General features: G+C 63.6%; 15 protein-coding genes and 1 pseudogene. 12 read left to right on the top strand and 4 right to left on the bottom strand.

Going from position 1 to position 17564, the window contains the following annotated elements; all coding sequences use genetic code 11:
* Window positions 1-103: 103 nt before the first annotated feature.
* The 6 genes and pseudogenes from B4394_RS15725 to B4394_RS15700 all read left to right on the top strand — a co-directional run bounded on the left by B4394_RS15725 (window position 104) and on the right by B4394_RS15700 (window position 9122).
* Window positions 104-1256, top strand: a pseudogene (locus tag B4394_RS15725) (VOC family protein).
* Window positions 1253-2191 (top strand): fumarylacetoacetate hydrolase family protein, encoded by a 939-nt coding sequence (locus tag B4394_RS15720; protein WP_078310832.1) that lies wholly within the window; start codon window positions 1253-1255, stop codon window positions 2189-2191. The pseudogene B4394_RS15725 and the gene B4394_RS15720 overlap by 4 nt, the downstream one beginning before the upstream one ends.
* Window positions 2188-4074 (top strand): acyl-CoA synthetase, encoded by a 1887-nt coding sequence (locus tag B4394_RS15715; RefSeq protein ID WP_078315629.1) that lies wholly within the window; start codon window positions 2188-2190, stop codon window positions 4072-4074. The genes B4394_RS15720 and B4394_RS15715 overlap by 4 nt, the downstream gene beginning before the upstream one ends.
* A 32-nt stretch (window positions 4075-4106) precedes the next feature.
* Window positions 4107-5687, top strand: coding sequence for a bifunctional 3-(3-hydroxy-phenyl)propionate/3-hydroxycinnamic acid hydroxylase MhpA (gene mhpA, locus B4394_RS15710; protein ID WP_078315691.1), 1581 nt, complete (start codon window positions 4107-4109; stop codon window positions 5685-5687).
* Window positions 5688-5724: 37 nt separating this feature from the next.
* A complete protein-coding gene (locus B4394_RS15705; protein WP_078310834.1) occupies window positions 5725-6186 on the top strand; it encodes an MmpS family transport accessory protein in 462 nt (153 codons plus the stop codon).
* Complete coding sequence (locus B4394_RS15700) at window positions 6183-9122, top strand: MMPL/RND family transporter (RefSeq protein WP_078315690.1); 2940 nt, start codon at window positions 6183-6185, stop codon at window positions 9120-9122. Before B4394_RS15705 ends, B4394_RS15700 begins: the two co-directional genes overlap by 4 nt.
* A 120-nt stretch (window positions 9123-9242) precedes the next feature.
* Here the strand turns inward: B4394_RS15700 and B4394_RS15695 are convergent, their stop codons facing one another.
* Window positions 9243-9599, bottom strand: coding sequence for a MerR family transcriptional regulator (locus tag B4394_RS15695; protein WP_078315628.1), 357 nt, complete (start codon window positions 9597-9599; stop codon window positions 9243-9245).
* 135 nt (window positions 9600-9734) lie between these two features.
* Between B4394_RS15695 and B4394_RS15690 the strand changes: the two genes are divergently transcribed.
* Window positions 9735-10223, top strand: coding sequence for an Hsp20/alpha crystallin family protein (locus tag B4394_RS15690; protein WP_078310892.1), 489 nt, complete (start codon window positions 9735-9737; stop codon window positions 10221-10223).
* Window positions 10224-10513: 290 nt separating this feature from the next.
* Here the strand turns inward: B4394_RS15690 and B4394_RS25435 are convergent, their stop codons facing one another.
* Together B4394_RS25435 and B4394_RS15680 are read right to left on the bottom strand one after the other, a co-directional pair.
* The gene (locus B4394_RS25435; protein ID WP_176138322.1) at window positions 10514-10681 is read right to left on the bottom strand and encodes a hypothetical protein; all 168 of its coding nucleotides are present in this window, start codon (window positions 10679-10681) and stop codon (window positions 10514-10516) included.
* Between the two features lie 587 nt (window positions 10682-11268).
* Complete coding sequence (locus tag B4394_RS15680) at window positions 11269-12156, bottom strand: alpha/beta fold hydrolase (protein WP_078315627.1); 888 nt, start codon at window positions 12154-12156, stop codon at window positions 11269-11271.
* 171 nt (window positions 12157-12327) lie between these two features.
* Here B4394_RS15680 and B4394_RS15675 point away from each other — a divergent pair, with 171 nt between their 5' ends.
* The 3 genes from B4394_RS15675 (at window position 12328) to B4394_RS15665 (ending at window position 15051) form a co-directional block, all read left to right on the top strand.
* On the top strand, window positions 12328-12945 hold the full coding sequence (locus B4394_RS15675; protein WP_078310837.1) for a TetR/AcrR family transcriptional regulator: 618 nt from the start codon (window positions 12328-12330) through the stop codon (window positions 12943-12945).
* Window positions 12942-13934, top strand: coding sequence for an NADP-dependent oxidoreductase (locus tag B4394_RS15670; protein ID WP_078315626.1), 993 nt, complete (start codon window positions 12942-12944; stop codon window positions 13932-13934). The genes B4394_RS15675 and B4394_RS15670 overlap by 4 nt, the downstream gene beginning before the upstream one ends.
* A 256-nt stretch (window positions 13935-14190) precedes the next feature.
* A complete protein-coding gene (locus B4394_RS15665) occupies window positions 14191-15051 on the top strand; it encodes an alpha/beta fold hydrolase (RefSeq protein WP_078310839.1) in 861 nt (286 codons plus the stop codon).
* Window positions 15052-15201: 150 nt separating this feature from the next.
* Here B4394_RS15665 and B4394_RS15660 read toward each other — a convergent pair whose 3' ends face one another.
* Window positions 15202-16032 (bottom strand): MerR family transcriptional regulator, encoded by an 831-nt coding sequence (locus tag B4394_RS15660; RefSeq protein WP_078315625.1) that lies wholly within the window; start codon window positions 16030-16032, stop codon window positions 15202-15204.
* Between the two features lie 221 nt (window positions 16033-16253).
* Between B4394_RS15660 and B4394_RS15655 the strand changes: the two genes are divergently transcribed.
* Both B4394_RS15655 and B4394_RS15650 read left to right on the top strand, forming a co-directional pair.
* Window positions 16254-16592 (top strand): nuclear transport factor 2 family protein, encoded by a 339-nt coding sequence (locus tag B4394_RS15655; RefSeq protein WP_170915001.1) that lies wholly within the window; start codon window positions 16254-16256, stop codon window positions 16590-16592.
* Window positions 16589-17428 carry an SDR family NAD(P)-dependent oxidoreductase gene (locus B4394_RS15650; protein ID WP_078315624.1) on the top strand — a complete coding sequence of 280 codons (840 nt, stop codon included), beginning with the start codon at window positions 16589-16591 and terminating at the stop codon, window positions 17426-17428. The genes B4394_RS15655 and B4394_RS15650 overlap by 4 nt, the downstream gene beginning before the upstream one ends.
* Window positions 17429-17564 lie beyond the last annotated feature (136 nt).

Genomic DNA, 17564 nt, shown 5'->3' with positions numbered 1-17564 from the left:
AACAATACTGTTCAATTAGTTACGTTGTTGTTGAGGCGTGGCCCACGGTGGCGGATGGAAAGGCTCGGCAATGAGCTCAGAATCGGCAGTAGCCGGCGACCCGATGTCTGACCGGGTCCCCGTGAGCAGCAGCACCGCCGGTGCACACGCCGACCTGCACAGCTCTGAGGGCGCCCGCAGCGGTGAGCATCCGGGCCGATCGCGTAACCCACTGATCAAGGTCACCGACGTCGCTTGGCTGGAATTCGACAAACCTGATCTGGCCCGTGCTGAAGCTTTTGCTCACGCGTTCGGCTTGGCCACCGCGATGCGCACTGAAACCGAATTGCACTTGCGTGGCAGCGATCGCAACGCTCCCTGCGTACTCATCCGGCGCGGCACGCAAACCCGCTTCCGCGGAATGGCATTCGCCGCCGGCGACGACGCCGACCTGGTGCGCCTGGCCAACGCGACCGGCTCCCGGGTGACGCCGCTACCGGAAATCGATGGGCGGCCTGGGCGTGCAATTGACCGATCCCAGCGGCATCCCGGTCCGTGTCGTGGCCACGACACGGCCGGTGCGCCCGCTGCCGAGGCAGGTACCCCACCTCCTCAACGTTGGCGACCGCCTTGAGCGGATCAATGTGACGCAGCGGCCGCCGCGAGTACCCTCCACGGTCCAACGTCTGGGTCACGTCGTTCTGCAAAGCACGAAATACCGTGCGGCACTGAATTGGTACCTCGACACCCTCGGCATGATCGTCAGCGACTTCCTGCACTTCCCCGGCCAGCGCAACCGAGGCCCGATCATGAGCTTTATACGCTGTGACCGCGGCTCGATCCCGAGCGACCATCACACCCTCGCGTTGGCGCTGGGGCCAGCCAACCGCTATGTGCACTCGGCCTACCAGGTCAGCGATCTCGACGCCCTCGCCGCCGGCGGCGAATACCTCAAAGAGCGCGGCTACCAACGTTCCTGGGGTATCGGGCGGCACGTCCAGGGCAGCCAGATCTTCGACTACTGGCGTGACCCCGACGGGTTCATGGTCGAACATTTCACCGACGGCGACATGTTCGACAACACCCTCGAACCCGGATGGGCCCAGTTCGGCGCCTCGGGCCTGGCGCAGTGGGGGCCGCCCGCCACGGCCGATTTCCTCGGCACCAGTGCCCGCCACATGCGGCGCGACGTACGCGAACTGCTGACCGCTGTGCGTAGCAATAACGAATTCGACGTCCACCGCCTCATCGGCTTACTGAAAGCGGCCAAGTCATGACCATTTCCGTTCTGCGCACCGCTGACGCCTGGTGGGTGCACACCCCAAACGGGGCAGCAAAGATAGTCACCGACGCCACCACCACCGGCGGCCTGCTGACCGACCGTGCCGCCATCGAGGCCGCGACGAACGACACCGAGACGGTGCCGGTCGACACCCTCGCACTGATCTCACCGGTTACCGCGCCGTGCCGGGTCGTGGCCCAGATGACCAACTTCGCCTCGCACGTCAAAGACTCCGGCATGGACCCGGACACGATCCCGTTGACCTTCTTCCGCAAATCCTCGGCATCGATCACCGGCCCCTTCGCCAACATCGTCAAACCCGGCCACGTCAAGCTGCTGGACTACGAAGTCGAAATCGGTCTGGTCATCGGGACCGACATCCCGGTAGGCACCCGCATTGACGAGGATGACCTCGCCCGCTACGTGGGCGGGCTGGTGGTCACCAACGATGTGTCCGCCCGCGACATTCAGCTGTCCCAAACCCAGTTCTACGAAGCTAAGTCGTACCCGACCTTCACCCCGGTCGGCCCGGCCTTGGTCTTGTTGACCGCCTCTGAACTCAAGCGCTTCGGCGATCTTCGCCTGCAGCTGCGCGTCAATGGCCAACTGCGCCAGAACATGCTTGTTGGTGATGACATGATCTACACGCCACGGCAGGCTCTGCAAGCACTGACCCGCTTCCAGGACCTCAGCGCCGGCGATCTCCTACTGACCGGGACGCCGGTGGGTACCGCACTGAGCGCACCGCCCAAGCCGATCCAGATCATCGCGTCCCTGTTGCCGCCCGCGGTGAAATGGAAGGCCTTCTTCAAACGTCAAGCCGGCAACCCGAGGTACCTGCATGACGGAGACGTCATCGAAGCAACCGCGGCTCTCGACGATGGCAGCATCAAGCTGGGCACGCAGACTAACACGGTGCGCTACGCATGAGCCCGAACCAGTTGTGGCTCAACTATGCCCGCCCGGATGATCTTCGCATCATCGAATCGATACCTTTGTCCCATCGCGGCCTGCCCGCTTCTACCTACGCGCTGCTCGCCCGTGCCGGGCAGATCTGGCCCGACCGGATGGCGGTCAGCGTACTGCCTGATGGTGAACGTTGGCAGCAGCCTGCCCGCCGCACCTTTGGGCACCTGCTACATGATGTCCACCAAGTGGCAAACCTCTTGCGCGACATCGGTGTTCAGCGCACCGATACCGTCGCTCTGATCGCACCGAACTGCGCCGACCTGATCACCGCGACACTGGCGGCACAGCTGGCTGGGATCGCAGCCCCGATCAACGGTGCACTCTCACCCGACCACATTGGTGAACTCATCCGCCGCTCCGGCGCCCGCGTCCTGATAACCGCCGACCCTGATCTCGATGCCACCACGTGGACCGTCGCCGAAGGCCTCGTCGCGGATGGTCTCATCGACACCGTCCTCCTTACCACCGCGACAGGCACCCCCGCGGCCACACGTGCGCATTTCCTGCCAGGCGCAAAAGTGGACTACCTCATGGGTCGGGCCGCCGACTACGACAGCGACCAATTCCATGGCGCTGCACCACAACCCGACGATCTGGCGGCACTATTTCACACCGGCGGAACCACCGGCGCCCCCAAGCTGGCCGCCCACACCCACGCCAACGAAGTCATCAACGCCTGGATGATCGCGGCCAACACCGTGCTTGACGAGACCGCCGGGCTGTTCGCCGCGTTGCCGCTATTCCATGTCAACGCACTCGTGGTAACCACCCTGGCTCCGCTGCTGCGTGGGCAACACGTCCTGTGGGCAGGACCACGGGGCTACCGAGACATGGCGCTGTACAGCAACTTCTGGAAAATCGTTGAGCGCTATCGGATAACCGCGATGAGCGCCGTCCCCACGGTGTACGCCGTCCTCGCGCACATCCCGGTCGATGCGGACATCTCCGACATGAAGCTCGCCGTGGTGGGCGCCGCAGCATTGCCCGCCGCGGTCCGCAACGACTTTCAGACACACACCGGGATTCCCCTCGTTGAGGGATACGGCCTGACCGAAGCGACCTGCGCAAGCGCCCGCAGCTTTCCCGATCATCCGCGGCCCGGTGCGGCGGGCCAAAGACTGCCTTACCAACAGATCAAAGCCGTCCATATCGACGATGACGGTGCGTGGCATGACCTGCCGCGCGGCTCCGTTGGCACCTTGGCCATCCACGGGCCCACCGTGTTCCCCGGGTACGTCATGGGCCGTAACGCCGATGGTTTCGTACTTGACGGCGACGGCAAACTGGTCGACGGCTGGCTCGACACCGGCGACCTGGCCTGGATCGATGACGACGATTTTGTCCATCTGTCCGGCCGTGCCAAAGACCTCATCATCCGCGGCGGGCACAATATCGACCCGGCAATGATCGAAGATGCCCTGCTCGCTCATCCCCACGTTATCGGCGCCGCTGCGGTGGGCCGCCCCGATATACATGCTGGCGAAGTACCGGTCGCCTACGTGACCGTACGACAGCACGCCACCGCTACCGCAGAGTCCTTACGGCAGTGGGCCGCTGACCGCGTCGCCGAGGCGGCCGCCGCACCCAAAGCGGTCATCGTGATCGACACCATCCCGATTACCGCCATCGGCAAACCGTACAAACTGCCGCTACGGGCCGATGCCGCCCGCCGCGCCGTCACCGACGCCGTGACCGGCATCGACGGCATACGCGCCGTGACCGCCGACACCGAAGACGGAGCAACGGTCGTCACCGTCAACCTCGCTGCGGGGAGCAGCCACGCGATGGTCGAGGCGATTCTGGACCGGTACACCATCACATGGCGTCTGATCGAGGAGCACTGAACGCCATGCTCCGATCAGATCCGGCACCTGTCGTGAATACCTCAGCACAGCAGCCGTTTCCGGTTGTCATCGTGGGGGCTGGGCCGACCGGCCTGACTGCTGCCACGCTGTTAGCCCAGCGCGGCGTACCGTGCCTGCTGCTTGATCGGTGGCCCACGGTGTATCCGCAGCCGCGGGCCGTACATCTCGACGACGAGATCTACCGCATCTTGGTGCAGTTAGGTGTCGGCGAACAGTTCGCCGCCATCTCCCGTCCCGGCGCGGGTATGCGGCTGCTCGATCACCATCGACGGGTGCTGAGCCAGATAGACCGCGTTCAGATCGGTATCCATGGATACCCGCAGGCCAATATGTTCGATCAGCCCGAATTGGAGGAGCTGCTGCGTGCCAACCTGGCGCGGTATCGGCAAGTCACAGTGCGAAGCGGTGTCGAAGTCACTGCGGTCAGACAACTTGGCAACAGCCAGGTGAGGGTGAGGTTCACCGACCGCGATAGCGGTGATGAGCACCGTGTGATGGCTGCCTATGTCTTGGGCTGTGATGGCGCCAACAGCGTGGTCCGCACAGCCATCGGATCCAGCATGACTGCATGGCCGTTCGCCCAGCGGTGGCTTGTGGTCGACATGTCCTCGGACGCCGACCTGCGCCAATGGGACGGCGTACACCACTTGTGCGATCCAGATCGTCCGGCCACGTTCATGCGGATCGGAAAACGCCGCTACCGTTGGGAATTCAAACTTAACCACGATGAGACGGCGGCAGACTTTGTCACCACTGTGAAGCTGCGGCCGCTGCTCGCCCCGTGGATAGGCAACGTCACGGCCAATGAACTCGAATTGATTCGGGCCACCGAGTACGACTTCCGCGCCTGCGTTGCCGATCACTGGCGCAACGGCAATGTGTTCATTCTGGGCGATGCCGCCCACCTGACCCCACCATTTGTCGGCCAGGGCATGGGAGCGGGAATGAGGGATGCGGCCAACCTCGCCTGGAAATTAGCCGGGGTGCTGGGCGGCCAGTTGCCCGCGCGGGTGCTGGACACCTATGAAAAAGAACGAAAGCCTCACGCCTGGAAAGCGATCGCCGTTGCGGTAGCCATCGGCATGGCCATGACCACTCGCAGCGCAGTGGGCGCTGCCATCTGCAAACTGCTGGTTCCCCGCCTACGTCACGTCCCGGGGGTGCGATCACGCATACGTCATTCGGGGTCGCCGCCGCTGACTCGGTCTGCGCTAGTGATCAAACCCCGACGCCCGCTGCAGCTAGCTGGCACCCAGATTCCGAATCTTGTTCTCAGCCAGGGCCAACGACTTGACACGGTCCTCGGGATGGGATTCGCAGTGGTCACCTGCGAAGCGGTGGATTGCGATCAACGAGCCCTGCTAGGTCGGTGCGGCGCCGACCTCATTATCGAACCGCGCCAATCCGAGTTGGGCCGTTGGCTGCGCCGCGGCCACGCCAAAGTGGCGCTGGTTCGGCCGGATCGCACTGTAATGCAGACAGCCCGACACCTTTCTGAACTAGTTAGTACGACACCATTACTGGCTCCCCCAGCCGGCTCACCGCGTACAGCGAAACCCCATGAAGCGCCGAGCGAAACGAGGATCCAATGATTGTCATTCATCGCGCCCCAGCGACAGGGTCTCGATCATGAGTCGACGCAAACAAGCAAAAGGCCGAGCCGGCCGAGTGGCGGGCGCGTTGTGGATGCCCTTGGTAGCGCTGATCGTCATCGCGGTGGTGGGCTTCGGGGTGAATCGGATTCGGGAGAAGTCGCAGGCGATCAGCCACCCTCCGACTGCTCGTCCGATCCCGGCCACGGTGGTTCAGATCAATCCCAAGAATGTCACCTACGAGGTGTTCGGTGATCTCGGAAATAGCGGGAAGGTGGCCTATGCCAACCTCAATAGCGAACCCGTCAATGTCGTGCTGACCTCACTGCCGTGGTTGGTTTCGGAGACCACGATGTCGTCGGCCGTGTCGCTGAGCCTGGTGGCGCAGGTCGACGGCAACACTGTGGGTTGCCGCATACGGGTCAACGGAGAAGTGCGTGAGGAACAGGTCGTCAACCACGTCGGTGCCGCGGTTGCGTGCTCGGTGACGGCAGCATGACCGCGGGCCAGCAGCCGCCGGGTGATGACGCGGTCACGGGTCCGGTGCCGACTCAACGCCCGGTGAAGCACGAAACGCACAAGCATCCAGCCGCCGCACGCTGGCTTCGTGTGCTCGCGGTTCCGGTGGTGCTTTTCTGGGTCATTGCCGCCGCTGCCGTGACTATCTTTGTGCCCTCCCTGGAAGAAACCACCTCGGCCAACGCTAAAGCGATGATTCCGCGGGACGCGCCCTCGTCGGTTGCGGCCATCACTCAGGGGAAGGACTTCAAGGAATCCGACTACACCAGCGCTGCCGTCGTCGTGCTTGAGGCGCAGGGCCGCCAGCTCGGCGAACAGGACCGAAAGTATTACGACGAGATGGTTCGTCGGCTGCGGGACGACAAAGAGCATGTGCAGTCACTGATGGACATGTGGGGCGATCCGGTCACCCGCTCGGGTCAGCAGAGCGCGGACGGTCAGGTGGCAACGCTGACGGTCCGGCCGACCGGCGATTTGGCTGATGCCGACTCGAACAGGTCGATTAAGGCCATTCGGGGCATCATCGAGAAACTCGACAATGAGAAACCCGAGGGACTCAAGGTCTACGTGAGCGGTCCGGCGCCTTTGGCCTCGGACATGCTGACCGCCGCCGACGAGAGCATGGTCACGCTGGAAATCGTCACCGTCGTGGTGATCATCGTCATGCTGCTGATCGCCTTCCGCTCCGTTACCCGGGCGATCATCCCGCTGTTCGGTGTGTTGATCACGCTCGCTACCGCGCGTGGCGTGATCTCGCTGCTGGTTGAGAATCACGTCATCGGGATCTCGTCCTTCGGGATGAATATGGCGGTGTCCCTGGTCCTGGGTGTTGCCACCGACTACGGCATCTTCTACCTGGGCCGCTTCGAGGAGGCCTTGCGGGCCGGGGAGGACCGCGAGTCGGCGTACTACACCTCGGTGCACAACGTGACCCACGTCGTCATCGGCTCGGGAGTAGCGATCTCGGGTGCGTGCCTGTGTCTGAGCCTGACCACGCTCGACTACTTCCGCACCCTGGGGCCGCCGTGTTTCGTGGCGATGGCCGTGTCGGTCATGGCGGCCCTCACGATGGGCCCGGCGCTGTTGACGCTGGGAAGCAAGATCCCCTGGCTAGGCGAGCCGGCCAAGGCCAGCCCCGTCTGGCGTAAGCTCGGCACCGCCACCGCCAAGTGGCCCGCCGCCATGATTGCGGTTGCGGCACTGGTGATTCCGCTGTGCATCGCCAACCTGGCCAACTACACGGTGAGCTACAACGACCGGGACTACGCACCGACTTCTGTGGAAGCATCTCAGGGTTACGCAGCGGCCGACCGGCATTTCCAGCCGAGCCAGCTCTCGATCGACACCCTGTACATCAAGGCCGACCACGACATGCGCAACACCACCGACATGATCAGCCTGGACCGGATTGCCAAGAATATCGTCCGCACACCGGGCATTTCGATGGTGCAGAGCATCACCCGGCCCAACGGCCGACCGCTGGAACACGCCTCGCTGCCCTACGCGATGGGTTCCATGGGAACCAAGATCGGCCAGAATCTCGGATTCATGAAAGACCGGGTCGCCGATATCGACACCATGGCCGCTCGTATGGGCGACATGATCGCCTCGACCCAAAAGATGACGAGCCTCACAGGACAATTAGCCGAAGGCACGCAGATCTCCACAGAGGCCGCCAAGGGGCTCAAAGAGGCAATGGAGACGATGCGGGACAAGATGGCCGACTTCGATGACTTCTTCCGGCCAGTGCGCAACTATCTGTATTGGGAACCGCACTGCTTCGACATCCCGATCTGCTGGGCCATGCGCTCGCTGAACGAGTCTCTCGACAGTATCGACGAAACGACTCAGTATCTAGGGCCGATGGTCGATGGTCTGACCAAGATTTCCACCGCCACCCCGCAGATGATCGCCCAACTCAACGCCATGGTGCAGAACATGACTGTCATGCAGCGGCTGACGCTGACCACGCAGAGCCTGATGCATGCGACCATCACCCAGCTTGAGCCGATGGTCAGCCCGATGGTCGACATGGCGCAGGCGTTCGACAACGCCAAGAACGACGACTTCTTCTTCCTGCCCCCGGATTCCTTCAAAACCACGGAATTTCAGACTGGGTTGAAGTTCATGATGACGCCCGACGGTAGGGGTACCCGCATCATGATCTACCACCAGGGTGAAGCAATGAGCCCCGAGGGCATCGATCAGATCCAGCGCGCTGATGCCGCCGCCCACGAAGCCATCAAGGGCACCTCCCTATCGGACGTACAGCTTCTCATGGCCGGCTCATCCTCAAATTTCCGTGATGTGCAAACGTTTTCCATGAACGACATCCTGACGATGATGCTGGCCACCTTCGGGTTGGTGTTCCTGATCGTCATGGTCATCACGCGAACGCTGGCCGGTTCGGTGATCGTGTTGATCACCGTGGTGCTGTCCTTCCTGGGCTCGCTGGGGCTGGCGGCTTTCATCTGGGAGACCCTGTTCGGCATCACCTTGCATTGGCTCACACTGCCCATCGCCTTCATCGTGCTCGTCGGCGTGGGCTGCGACTACAACCTGCTACTGCTGTCCCGATACCGCGAAGAGTTGTCGGCCGGCATCCGCACCGGCCTGATCCGAACTATCACCGGCTCCGGCAACGTCGCCGTCACTGCGGCGTTCGTGCTCGCCGGCACCATGCTGGCGATGCTCTCCAGCGACGTGGTCAACATCGGCCAAGCCGGAGCGACCATCTGCATCGGACTGGTCTTCGACATGATGATCGTCCGGCTATTGCTGGTGATGCCGTTAGCCAGTCTCCTCGGGCCCTGGTTCTGGTGGCCGCAGAAACTGCCCACGCCGAGGCGGGCCACCTTCAGAAATGAGCCGAGCCCCGGACCACAATCCATCAGCGAGGTCAGTCCACAGGCGTAGATCGAAGGCACTTAAACTCACTCAGGCTCGCATCCTCGGCCGCCATGTCGCTTGCTTCCCACGTGCATGCCGGCCGCGCCCAATTCCCAGCCGCGCCGGGTCCAGCGCTCAATAGCGGATCTAACCGTCCTCCAGTGAGCCGTTGCGTTTAGGTCGGGCGTGGTCGGCGGCGCTAGATCGTAGTGCGGCGTTGACATCTTCTAGGTCCAAGATGCGACCGATGCCTGCGATGTTGACGCCGACCATAACGAGGGCGACGATGCGTTCGATACGCGCCAAGTCATCGGCACTGTAGCGGCGGGTGCCGCCCTCTGTGCGCGCCGGGGATAGCAACCCATGGCGTTCCCACAGTCGTAGCGATTGCGTGGGGGCGCCGGATAATTCCGCGGCGATCGTAATCCCGTACACCCCGTGGTGGGGTGCGGGCATCCGAGCGCGGATCCCAGGGCCTTGCACCGGCAAGCCTTCATTGATCATCGTCACAACTTTTCTCGTTCGCCTACTTGCACTCGGCATCGTTGAGTGCTAAATAAATCTATACCAACTGGCATAGATAAAACAGTTGGAAGCGCACAGATGGCACAAGGGAAAGGACAGATGGAGGTGGCCACGATGCTGATGCGTACCGATCCATTCCGAGAGCTAGATCGCTTCACCCAGCAGGTGCTGGGAACCGCGGCACGTCCGGCGGCGATGCCGATGGACGCCTGGCGTGACGGGGATGAGTTCCACGTGGAGTTCGATCTGCCCGGTATCGCTACCGATTCGCTGGATCTGGATATCGAGAACAATGTGGTGACAGTGCGCGCCGAACGCGCACCGCTGGATCCCGGCCGTGAGATGTTGGCCGCCGAGCGTGCCCGCGGGGTGTTCTCACGCCAGTTGGTACTGGGCAACAATCTGGACACCGGCCGGATCACCGCGGACTACCACGACGGCGTGTTGCGGTTAGTGGTCCCGGTAGCCGAGAAAGCCAAACCCCGCAAAATCGCCGTGGATCGCCCGGCCGCCGCCAAGGCGATCGATGACACCACGGTGATCACCGAAGAGGGCGACGCGGTGCGTGGCGGTGGTGCGATCAAGGAACCGGTCAGCGCCTGACTGTGTTCGTGTTCCACTAGCTGGGCCGCCCGATGCCACCTGGCGCCGTGCTACGTCTCATCCCGGCGCCAGGTGTCCTCGGGATGATGCCGGCGGGGCTCATGCCAGCGATCCATCCTCAGCTCAATCATCCCGATGCCCTAGGTAGACACCTGGGCTGCAGCGAAATACATATTGCAATAGACCGCATCTCAAAACCTGGATGGTCGGCCCCGCTGACAGCACAAAGGAGGTGAGCAATGACGCAGAGCGTCATGATGGTGGCGCCGGCACCGCCAAGCCCGGCCGAGTCAGAGGTGCTGGCCACCCTGGATCTGGACGACGCCACAGGGCTGATAGCGCTGATCGCTGAAGTCGACGCCATACTCGGCGCCGCCGAAGCTCACCGATGCCAGCGGCCGGCGCCACCAGCGGTCGGGTGCGCCCTTCGCGGGCCCCGGCAAGCTGGTCGGTCTCACCACCGCCCATCGCCGCGACAACACAGTGAACCAGTCCGGCGAGTCGACCCGATGCAGCGCAGCCCTCCGCCAACAAGATCCACACGCCCACAAGCTAATCCGATCACGATCAGGTGAAAGCGAGGTGCCGGTACAGCTATCCAACCGTGCCGGGCCAGCCCGTCCCGAAAGGTCCACACCACTTGGGCGTCGTCGTCTGCGCCCACACCTGGACGATCTGCACACGCCAACGCCACACCCAGGCAACAGTTCCCCGAGGCGGGCTGACCCGGCACCACCATCACCGATACAAGGGCGTGGCGATTGCTGTGACATGCTCTAGCGGTGACCGCTCGGCGAGGCGGAAGCCGGAGCGCCGGTGCACGGCGTTGTCAAAACTTCGTGTAGCCGTCGTCCATGCCGATGGCCTTGGACGAACTCTTCGACGATGTACCTACCGGAGGCTGGTTTCAGCATCACCATGGCCTGAATCTCGGAGAACTCTCGGAATGCTTAGACCAGGCGACTGCCGTCGAATCAGCGCCGAGGCGTACCGACAAGCCGTTGAACCGTTGTTGACGTTCATCGCGGACGGTCCAGTGGGTCGGTCAGTTCCGCGGAAGATCCAGTGCACTGATCGCCGCGACCTCAGGACGGTGCGGGCGCGGAGCCAGGAAGTCCAGAACCTCCGGTACGAACTCATGGTGGTACTGAAAGACGCCACCGTGGCCGGAGTTGGGGTAGATCCGAAGGCGGGAGTCCGGCAGCCGAGCGGCCATGTCCTTGGAGTGCTCACTGGCGACCATCAGGTCATGGTCGCCGTTGGCGACGAAGACCGGGATTTTGATCTGTGACAGGTCGTCGGCGGGGTGCAGTCCCGCGCTGGTGATTGCTCGCACCTGCGCGAGGCCGGCCTGTGAGGATATCGGCTTGTCCAGATCCGACGTGCGCTCCGCGAGCCGCTCGAGGTAGGCGTTGGCCGCCTCTTTGCCCTTCGTGGTACGAGGGAAAAACAGGAAGTGGCGTGGGTCCTTTCGGGACAGGAACGCCTTGGTGTAGGCGCCACCGACGATGAATGGCATCTTCCAGATTCCCCCGCCGCCGCGCGGGCCGGTGCCCGCGAGCACCATGCGGCGCACAAGGTCAGGAGCCTGGAGGGCAATCATCTGAGCCACGCCACCACCGAGCGAGAAACCGATCAGGTCTACCTGCTCGTACCCCAGCGCACGGATGAACGCGATCGCGTCGGCGCCCATCTGCTCGATGTCGGTCGGCACACGTCCGGCGGTAGCCCCCACCCCCCGGTTATCGAACGCGATCACATGGTGATGAGCGGCGACGCCATCCAGGACGCGCGGATCCCAGTCGTCGAGGACGGCAGTCAGGTGGTGCAGGAACACTACCGGCACGCCGACGGGCCTGCCCAGCTCGCGGTAGGTGAACGAGGTGCCGTCGACGTCAATTGTCTTGGTGGGCGCGGTCTTCCAGGTAGCCATGACTCCTTCTTTCGTCAGGGTGCTGCGGGGTTGGGCGGGCATGCGCAGGACCGCACGTCGAGCTGATCGGCAGGCGCTGCCGTGAAATGGTCCGATTTCCTTTGCGGCACGACTGTTATATTATGATCATAATGCTATGGTGTTGACAAGCCCAGTAAGGAGATCCGCGTCATGGTGAGATACAGCCCGGAACACAAGGAAGCGACCCGGCGCCGGATGATCGAGTCCGCCGGACGCAGGTTCAAGAGCGACGGAATCGACGGCTCCGGCATCGCGACGCTGGTCGCCGACGCCGGCCTGACCAACGGCGCCTTCTACGGCCACTTCTCTTCGAAGGACGACCTGGTCGCTACGGTCGTCGCGCAACAGCTCGAGGACCAGGTCGCCGTTGTGAACTCGCTGCCGGCCGGCCTTGACTCGGTCGAGGCGTTCCTCCGGGAGTACCTCTCCCCCGCACACCGCCACGATCTCGCTGGTGGCTGCCCCTCCGCGGCACTGCTGGATGAGATCGGGCGGTGCGATGTCACGATCCGGGAGGCCTACACCGACGGCGCCAGTTCGATGATCGAGGCGATTGCCCGCCACCTCGACGACGGCGACCCGCAGCGGACCAACGAGCGTGCGATTGGCTTGTTCTCCTTGCTCGTCGGCTCGCTCCAGGCCGCCCGCGCGGTCACCGATACCGCGCTGTCCGACCGCATCCTTGCGGCGGCGTTCAGCAACGCCATGACCCTTGCCGGCGCTTCACGAAATCCCGTACGCCCAACGATCCGACAGGAAACAGAATGAAGGCCTTCGTCGTCACTCATTACGGCCCCGACGGGCTCCGGGCTGCTGATGTCCCGACGCCGAGCGTTGGACCTCGCGACGTTCTGATAGACGTCCGGGCCGCTAGTATCAATCCGCTCGACAAGATGGTCCGCAACGGGGAGTTCAAGCAGCTCATCAGGTACAAGCGGCCTTTCATCCTCGGCCATGACCTGGCCGGCGTGATCACCAAGGTCGGCGCCGAGGTCCGCGGCTTCAAGGCTGGTGATGAGGTCTACGCCCGGCCGCGAGACCTGCGTATCGGCGCCTTTGCCGAACAGGTAGCCGTCGATGCTGACGACATCGCCCTCAAACCCGCCTCCCTGTCGTTTGAGGAAGCGGCCGCAGTGCCCCTCGTCGCGCTCGCCGCGTGGCAGGCCCTGGCCGAGCTAGCCGATGTTCAACCGGGGCAGAAGGTCCTGGTCCACGCCGGCGCAGGCGGATTGGGCTCCACAGCCATCCAGGTCGCCAAGCACCTCGGCGCGTATGTCGCCACTACTGCGAGCGCCAAGGACATCGACAAGGTTCGGGCCCTGGGTGCCGACGAGGTCATCGACTTCAGGGCCCGGGAATTCGCCCAGGTCCTGTCCGGGTACGACGTCGTGCTGGACTCCCTAGGTCTGGCGAGTCTGGAGAAGTCATTGACCGTGCTGCAGCCAGGCGGTCTTGCGATCAGCGTCGTCGGACCGCCGGACCCGGCCTTCGCCGATCAACTCCGGCAGCCGGTCCTTAAGCCCGTTATGGCCGTTCTCAGCCGCAAGATCCGCCGTCAAGCACGCAAGCTGGGCGTGCGTTACTCATTCTTTTTCATGCGGGCTAGCGGTCCGCAGCTCGCGATACTCGGGGCGCTCTACGACGCGGGCACCCTGCGACCTGTCCTGGACCGGACCTTCCCGTTCGCAGAGACGCTGGACGCTATGGCCTACGTCGAGCAGGGCAAAGCTAACGGCAAGATCACAGTGAGCCGATGACGATTTCGGCAGATCACCGTCCGTCCTGGTCGCCGGCGCCGGTCGGGGAATCGGACTTCTCGCCGCGCGCCGAAACTCATCGGCGATCCCCAGAAGGTCATGAAAGCCGACAACCGCTCTCGCACCGCCCGACACCTGAAACGACGCTACCGGTGCGACAACCTCAGCCGAACTCAGCCGGCACTCGTATCAGTAACCACAACAACCGTCACTGACGCATTGTTCGCAAGCGCCACCACATCCTAAGGAGTTCTCCATGAGCAACAACAGCAACGAGGCCATCCTCAGCTCGTACGCGCAGGCCCCAACGCGCACCGTCGCCGTCGGCAATACAAGGTACGCATACCGGGAACTGGGCCCCAAGGGAGGCATTCCCGTTGTCTTCTTCGTCCACCTCGCGGGGACCCTCGACAACTGGGACCCCCGCATCATCGACCCCATCGCACAGAATCGACACGTCATCGCGTTCGACCAGCGCGGCGTCGGTGCCTCCACCGGACAGGTGCCTGACACCCTCGAAGAAGCCGCCGATCACGCCTACGAATTCATCGCGGCACTCGGATACGAGACCATCGACATCTTCTCCTTCTCGATGGGCGGCATGATCGCCCAGGACCTGATCGTCAAACATCCCGACCTTGTCCGCAAACTCGTCCTCACCGGGACCGGACCGCGCGGCGGCAAGGACATCGACAAGGTCGCCAGCGTGACCTACTGGGACATCCTGCGCGCGACATTGACGAGGTCGGACCCGAAGGAATTCCTCTTCTTCAACCGCGATACCGCGGGAAAGGCCGCGGGGAAAGCATTCATCAAGCGACTCCGGGAACGCACCGCCGATCGGGACCAGGAGATCAACATCAAGGCGCTGCTGACTCAATTGAAGGCGATACAGAAGTTCGGCCGCTCGGCTCCCTCAGACCTGTCCATGTTCACCCAGCCGACGCTGATCGCAAACGGAGGCCACGACCGCATGGTCCCCACCGTCCTGTCAGAGGACCTGCACAACCGCATCCAGGGCAGCCAACTGCTCATCTACCCCAACTCCGGTCACGGCGGGATCTTCCAGTACCACAAGGAATTCGCCCCCGCCGCCGCCGAGTTCCTCGCCGACTAAACCGCTGGCGAGATCCAGCGCCAGCTGCTCCTGGGTCATGCCGCGCTCGATCCGCAGATCCCGCACCCTAGCGCCCACGGTGTTCCGAATCCGTGCCCAAACCGCGCGGGCTCGCACATGGCCGAGGAATGAACTGGCTGAGAACTGCTGTCAGCATGGCGGTGGAGCGGTGCTAAAGATCGGCCAACAGATTTCTGTGGCGGTGAACGCTGTCGGATCTGAGGGCGTAGCACCGATGTAGTGTTCGCGGATCGGCCCCTGGCCGCTGATCAGATGCTCGTTTGCGTATATGCCCAGAGCCCCGTAACTGCGGTCGATGCTCTCGTCGTGGCCGCCGGGGTGAGTGAGCACGGCGAATTCGGCCTGAGGCAAGACCTCGGCACGCACCCCCTCCGGAGTGATCGCGGACTGCGGCGCAGGCACGAACAGGGTCGCCTTGCCACGTAATTCGAGAAACAGTGCTCGGTCGTAGAGGCCACCCGGAACGACCGCCGACGGTGCGCCTGTCGCCGTGGCAACTGCGTCTCTCAGTGTCTTCAGCGTCGCCACGAACCAGCTGTCAATCGCGGAAACCTCGATGGTGGCGCCGATCGACCACACGGCGAGCGCGGGTTCATGGCGCAACTCCACAGCGGCGGAGGTGTGCACGGGAGAAAGCAGCTCGCGCAGCGCGCCAACGGTGTCACGGGTGTGCTGCAGTTGCACTTCCATTTGTTCGAGATGAGTCGTGATGATCTCAGTGCGGGCCGCGGCGTCGTCTGTGCTCAGCAGCGCCTTGATGTCGGGAATGGACATGCCCAGAGAGCGGAACCGGCGGATGATGTGTGCATGATCGACCTGGCTGGTGTCGTAGAACCGGTAGCCAGTGTGGAGATCGATGTCAGCTGGTTCGAGAATGCCGATGTCGTGGTAGTGCCGTAGCGCCTTCCTGCTCAGGCTGGTCATCACCGCGAAATCACCGATCGAGACCCGCGCGCCCATGGCATCCTCCTCTGTGTTCCGCCGCCTGTGTTAAGGGGTGGGTCCATCCTGAAGTCTCCCCCTGGGGCCAGGTCAACATCGCGGCGTGAGACCGAAGGCTCCTGTCCCGTTCCAGTGGCCTCCCTGGGGAACCGAGGGCCTGGCTGCCGGGGCCGCACGAATACGAGATTCGCCCTGCCGAAGGTTGACCTTCCCCTTAGGGGAAGCTCCAACCTGGGGTCATGACCACAGAATGGGAAGCACTCCCGGACACCGTAAAAACGTTCATGACCGCACTCAGCACCCCAGTGGACGGCCGAGCGGTAGCCACGTTCACCGCCGATGCCGTCGTGACCGATGAGGGCCGCGACTACACGGGCCGCGACGAGATCGGGGCCTGGCTGACCGCCTCGGCCGGCGAATACATCTATACCTCCGAGTTCACCGGCGCGACCACAACCGACACGACCATCGACGTCGGGCAGCACCTGGAGGGCGACTTCCCCGGCGGGGTCGTCGACCTGCACTTCCGCTTCACGTTGGACGGCGCGTTGATCAGCCGGTTGGTGATCGAGCCATGACAAGGAGATGGTTCATCACCGGGGGCACGCCCGGCGGCTTCGGGGTGGCGTTCGCCGAGGCGGCGCTGGAGACCGGGGACCGCGTAACGCTCACCTCCCGGCGCCCGCAGGAGCTGGCGACGTGGGCCGAGCAGTACGGCGACCGCGTTCTGGTCGTGCCGCTGGAACTCACCGATGCGGCGCAGGTGCAGCGCGCGGTGCATGCCGCCGAGGAGCGCTTCGGCGGCATCGACGTGCTCGTCAACAACGCCGGCCGCGGTTGGTACGGATCGATCGAAGCGATGGACGAGTCCTCGTTGCGGGCAATGTTCGAACTGAACTTCTTCGCCGTGCTGTCGGTGACACGTGCAGTGCTGCCCGGGATGCGCGCCCGCGGCAACGGGTGGATCGTCAACGTGTCCTCGGTGGCCGGGCTTGTGTCCGCACCCGGATTTGGCTACTACAGTGCGACGAAGTTCGCCATCGAAGCCATCACCGATGCGCTGCGTGATGAGGTCGCCACACAGGGCATCTCCGTCTTGACAGTCGAACCGGGGGCGTTCCGCACGAACGCTTACGCCGGCTTCGCCAACGAGCCTGTCGCGGAGCCGATCCCGGAATATCACCACATGCTGGAGCAGGTCCGAGCCGTCTTCGTCGGGATGGACGGTGTGCAGCCCGGCGATCCGCTCCGCGGTGCCCGTGCGGTGATCGCGGCGATGGCCCAGAACCCGCCGCCCCGACGGCTGGTCCTAGGCAATAGCGGCTACGACGCCGTGATCGATACGCTGCAGCAGACGCTCGCCGACATCCGGGCGAACGAGACGCTTTCTCGCAGTGCGGATTTCCCTGCATAGTCGGCCGACGCAGTGCGTCTTCCCCGTGGTGCTGCCGCCGGTCCTTGTGACCAGGGCATCGACGTCGAAAGCGTCGCGGCCCTTCGCCGCCCCGGCCGTGTTCCTGCCGTCGACGATGCTGCGACCGCTCCTGATA

The organism is Mycobacterium sp. D16Q16 (genome assembly GCF_002013745.1).
In the GTDB taxonomy this organism is placed as follows: Bacteria; Actinomycetota; Actinomycetes; order Mycobacteriales; family Mycobacteriaceae; genus Mycobacterium.
The sequence above is the reverse complement of the archived record's forward strand: the minus strand, read 5'-3'. Positions and strand labels throughout refer to the sequence as shown.

Bases quoted from the DNA above. Each gene is read 5' to 3' on its own strand.
- B4394_RS15720 (WP_078310832.1), top strand. From the start codon at position 1,253: ATGACCATTTCCGTTCTGCGCACCGCTGACGCCTGGTGGGTGCACACC.
- B4394_RS15715 (WP_078315629.1), top strand. From the start codon at position 2,188: ATGAGCCCGAACCAGTTGTGGCTCAACTATGCCCGCCCGGATGATCTT.
- B4394_RS15705 (WP_078310834.1), top strand. From the start codon at position 5,725: ATGAGTCGACGCAAACAAGCAAAAGGCCGAGCCGGCCGAGTGGCGGGC.
- B4394_RS15700 (WP_078315690.1), top strand. From the start codon at position 6,183: ATGACCGCGGGCCAGCAGCCGCCGGGTGATGACGCGGTCACGGGTCCG.
- B4394_RS15695 (WP_078315628.1), bottom strand. From the start codon at position 9,599: ATGATCAATGAAGGCTTGCCGGTGCAAGGCCCTGGGATCCGCGCTCGG.
- B4394_RS15690 (WP_078310892.1), top strand. From the start codon at position 9,735: ATGCTGATGCGTACCGATCCATTCCGAGAGCTAGATCGCTTCACCCAG.
- B4394_RS15680 (WP_078315627.1), bottom strand. From the start codon at position 12,156: ATGGCTACCTGGAAGACCGCGCCCACCAAGACAATTGACGTCGACGGC.
- B4394_RS15675 (WP_078310837.1), top strand. From the start codon at position 12,328: ATGGTGAGATACAGCCCGGAACACAAGGAAGCGACCCGGCGCCGGATG.
- B4394_RS15670 (WP_078315626.1), top strand. From the start codon at position 12,942: ATGAAGGCCTTCGTCGTCACTCATTACGGCCCCGACGGGCTCCGGGCT.
- B4394_RS15665 (WP_078310839.1), top strand. From the start codon at position 14,191: ATGAGCAACAACAGCAACGAGGCCATCCTCAGCTCGTACGCGCAGGCC.
- B4394_RS15660 (WP_078315625.1), bottom strand. From the start codon at position 16,032: ATGGGCGCGCGGGTCTCGATCGGTGATTTCGCGGTGATGACCAGCCTG.
- B4394_RS15655 (WP_170915001.1), top strand. From the start codon at position 16,254: ATGACCACAGAATGGGAAGCACTCCCGGACACCGTAAAAACGTTCATG.
- B4394_RS15650 (WP_078315624.1), top strand. From the start codon at position 16,589: ATGACAAGGAGATGGTTCATCACCGGGGGCACGCCCGGCGGCTTCGGG.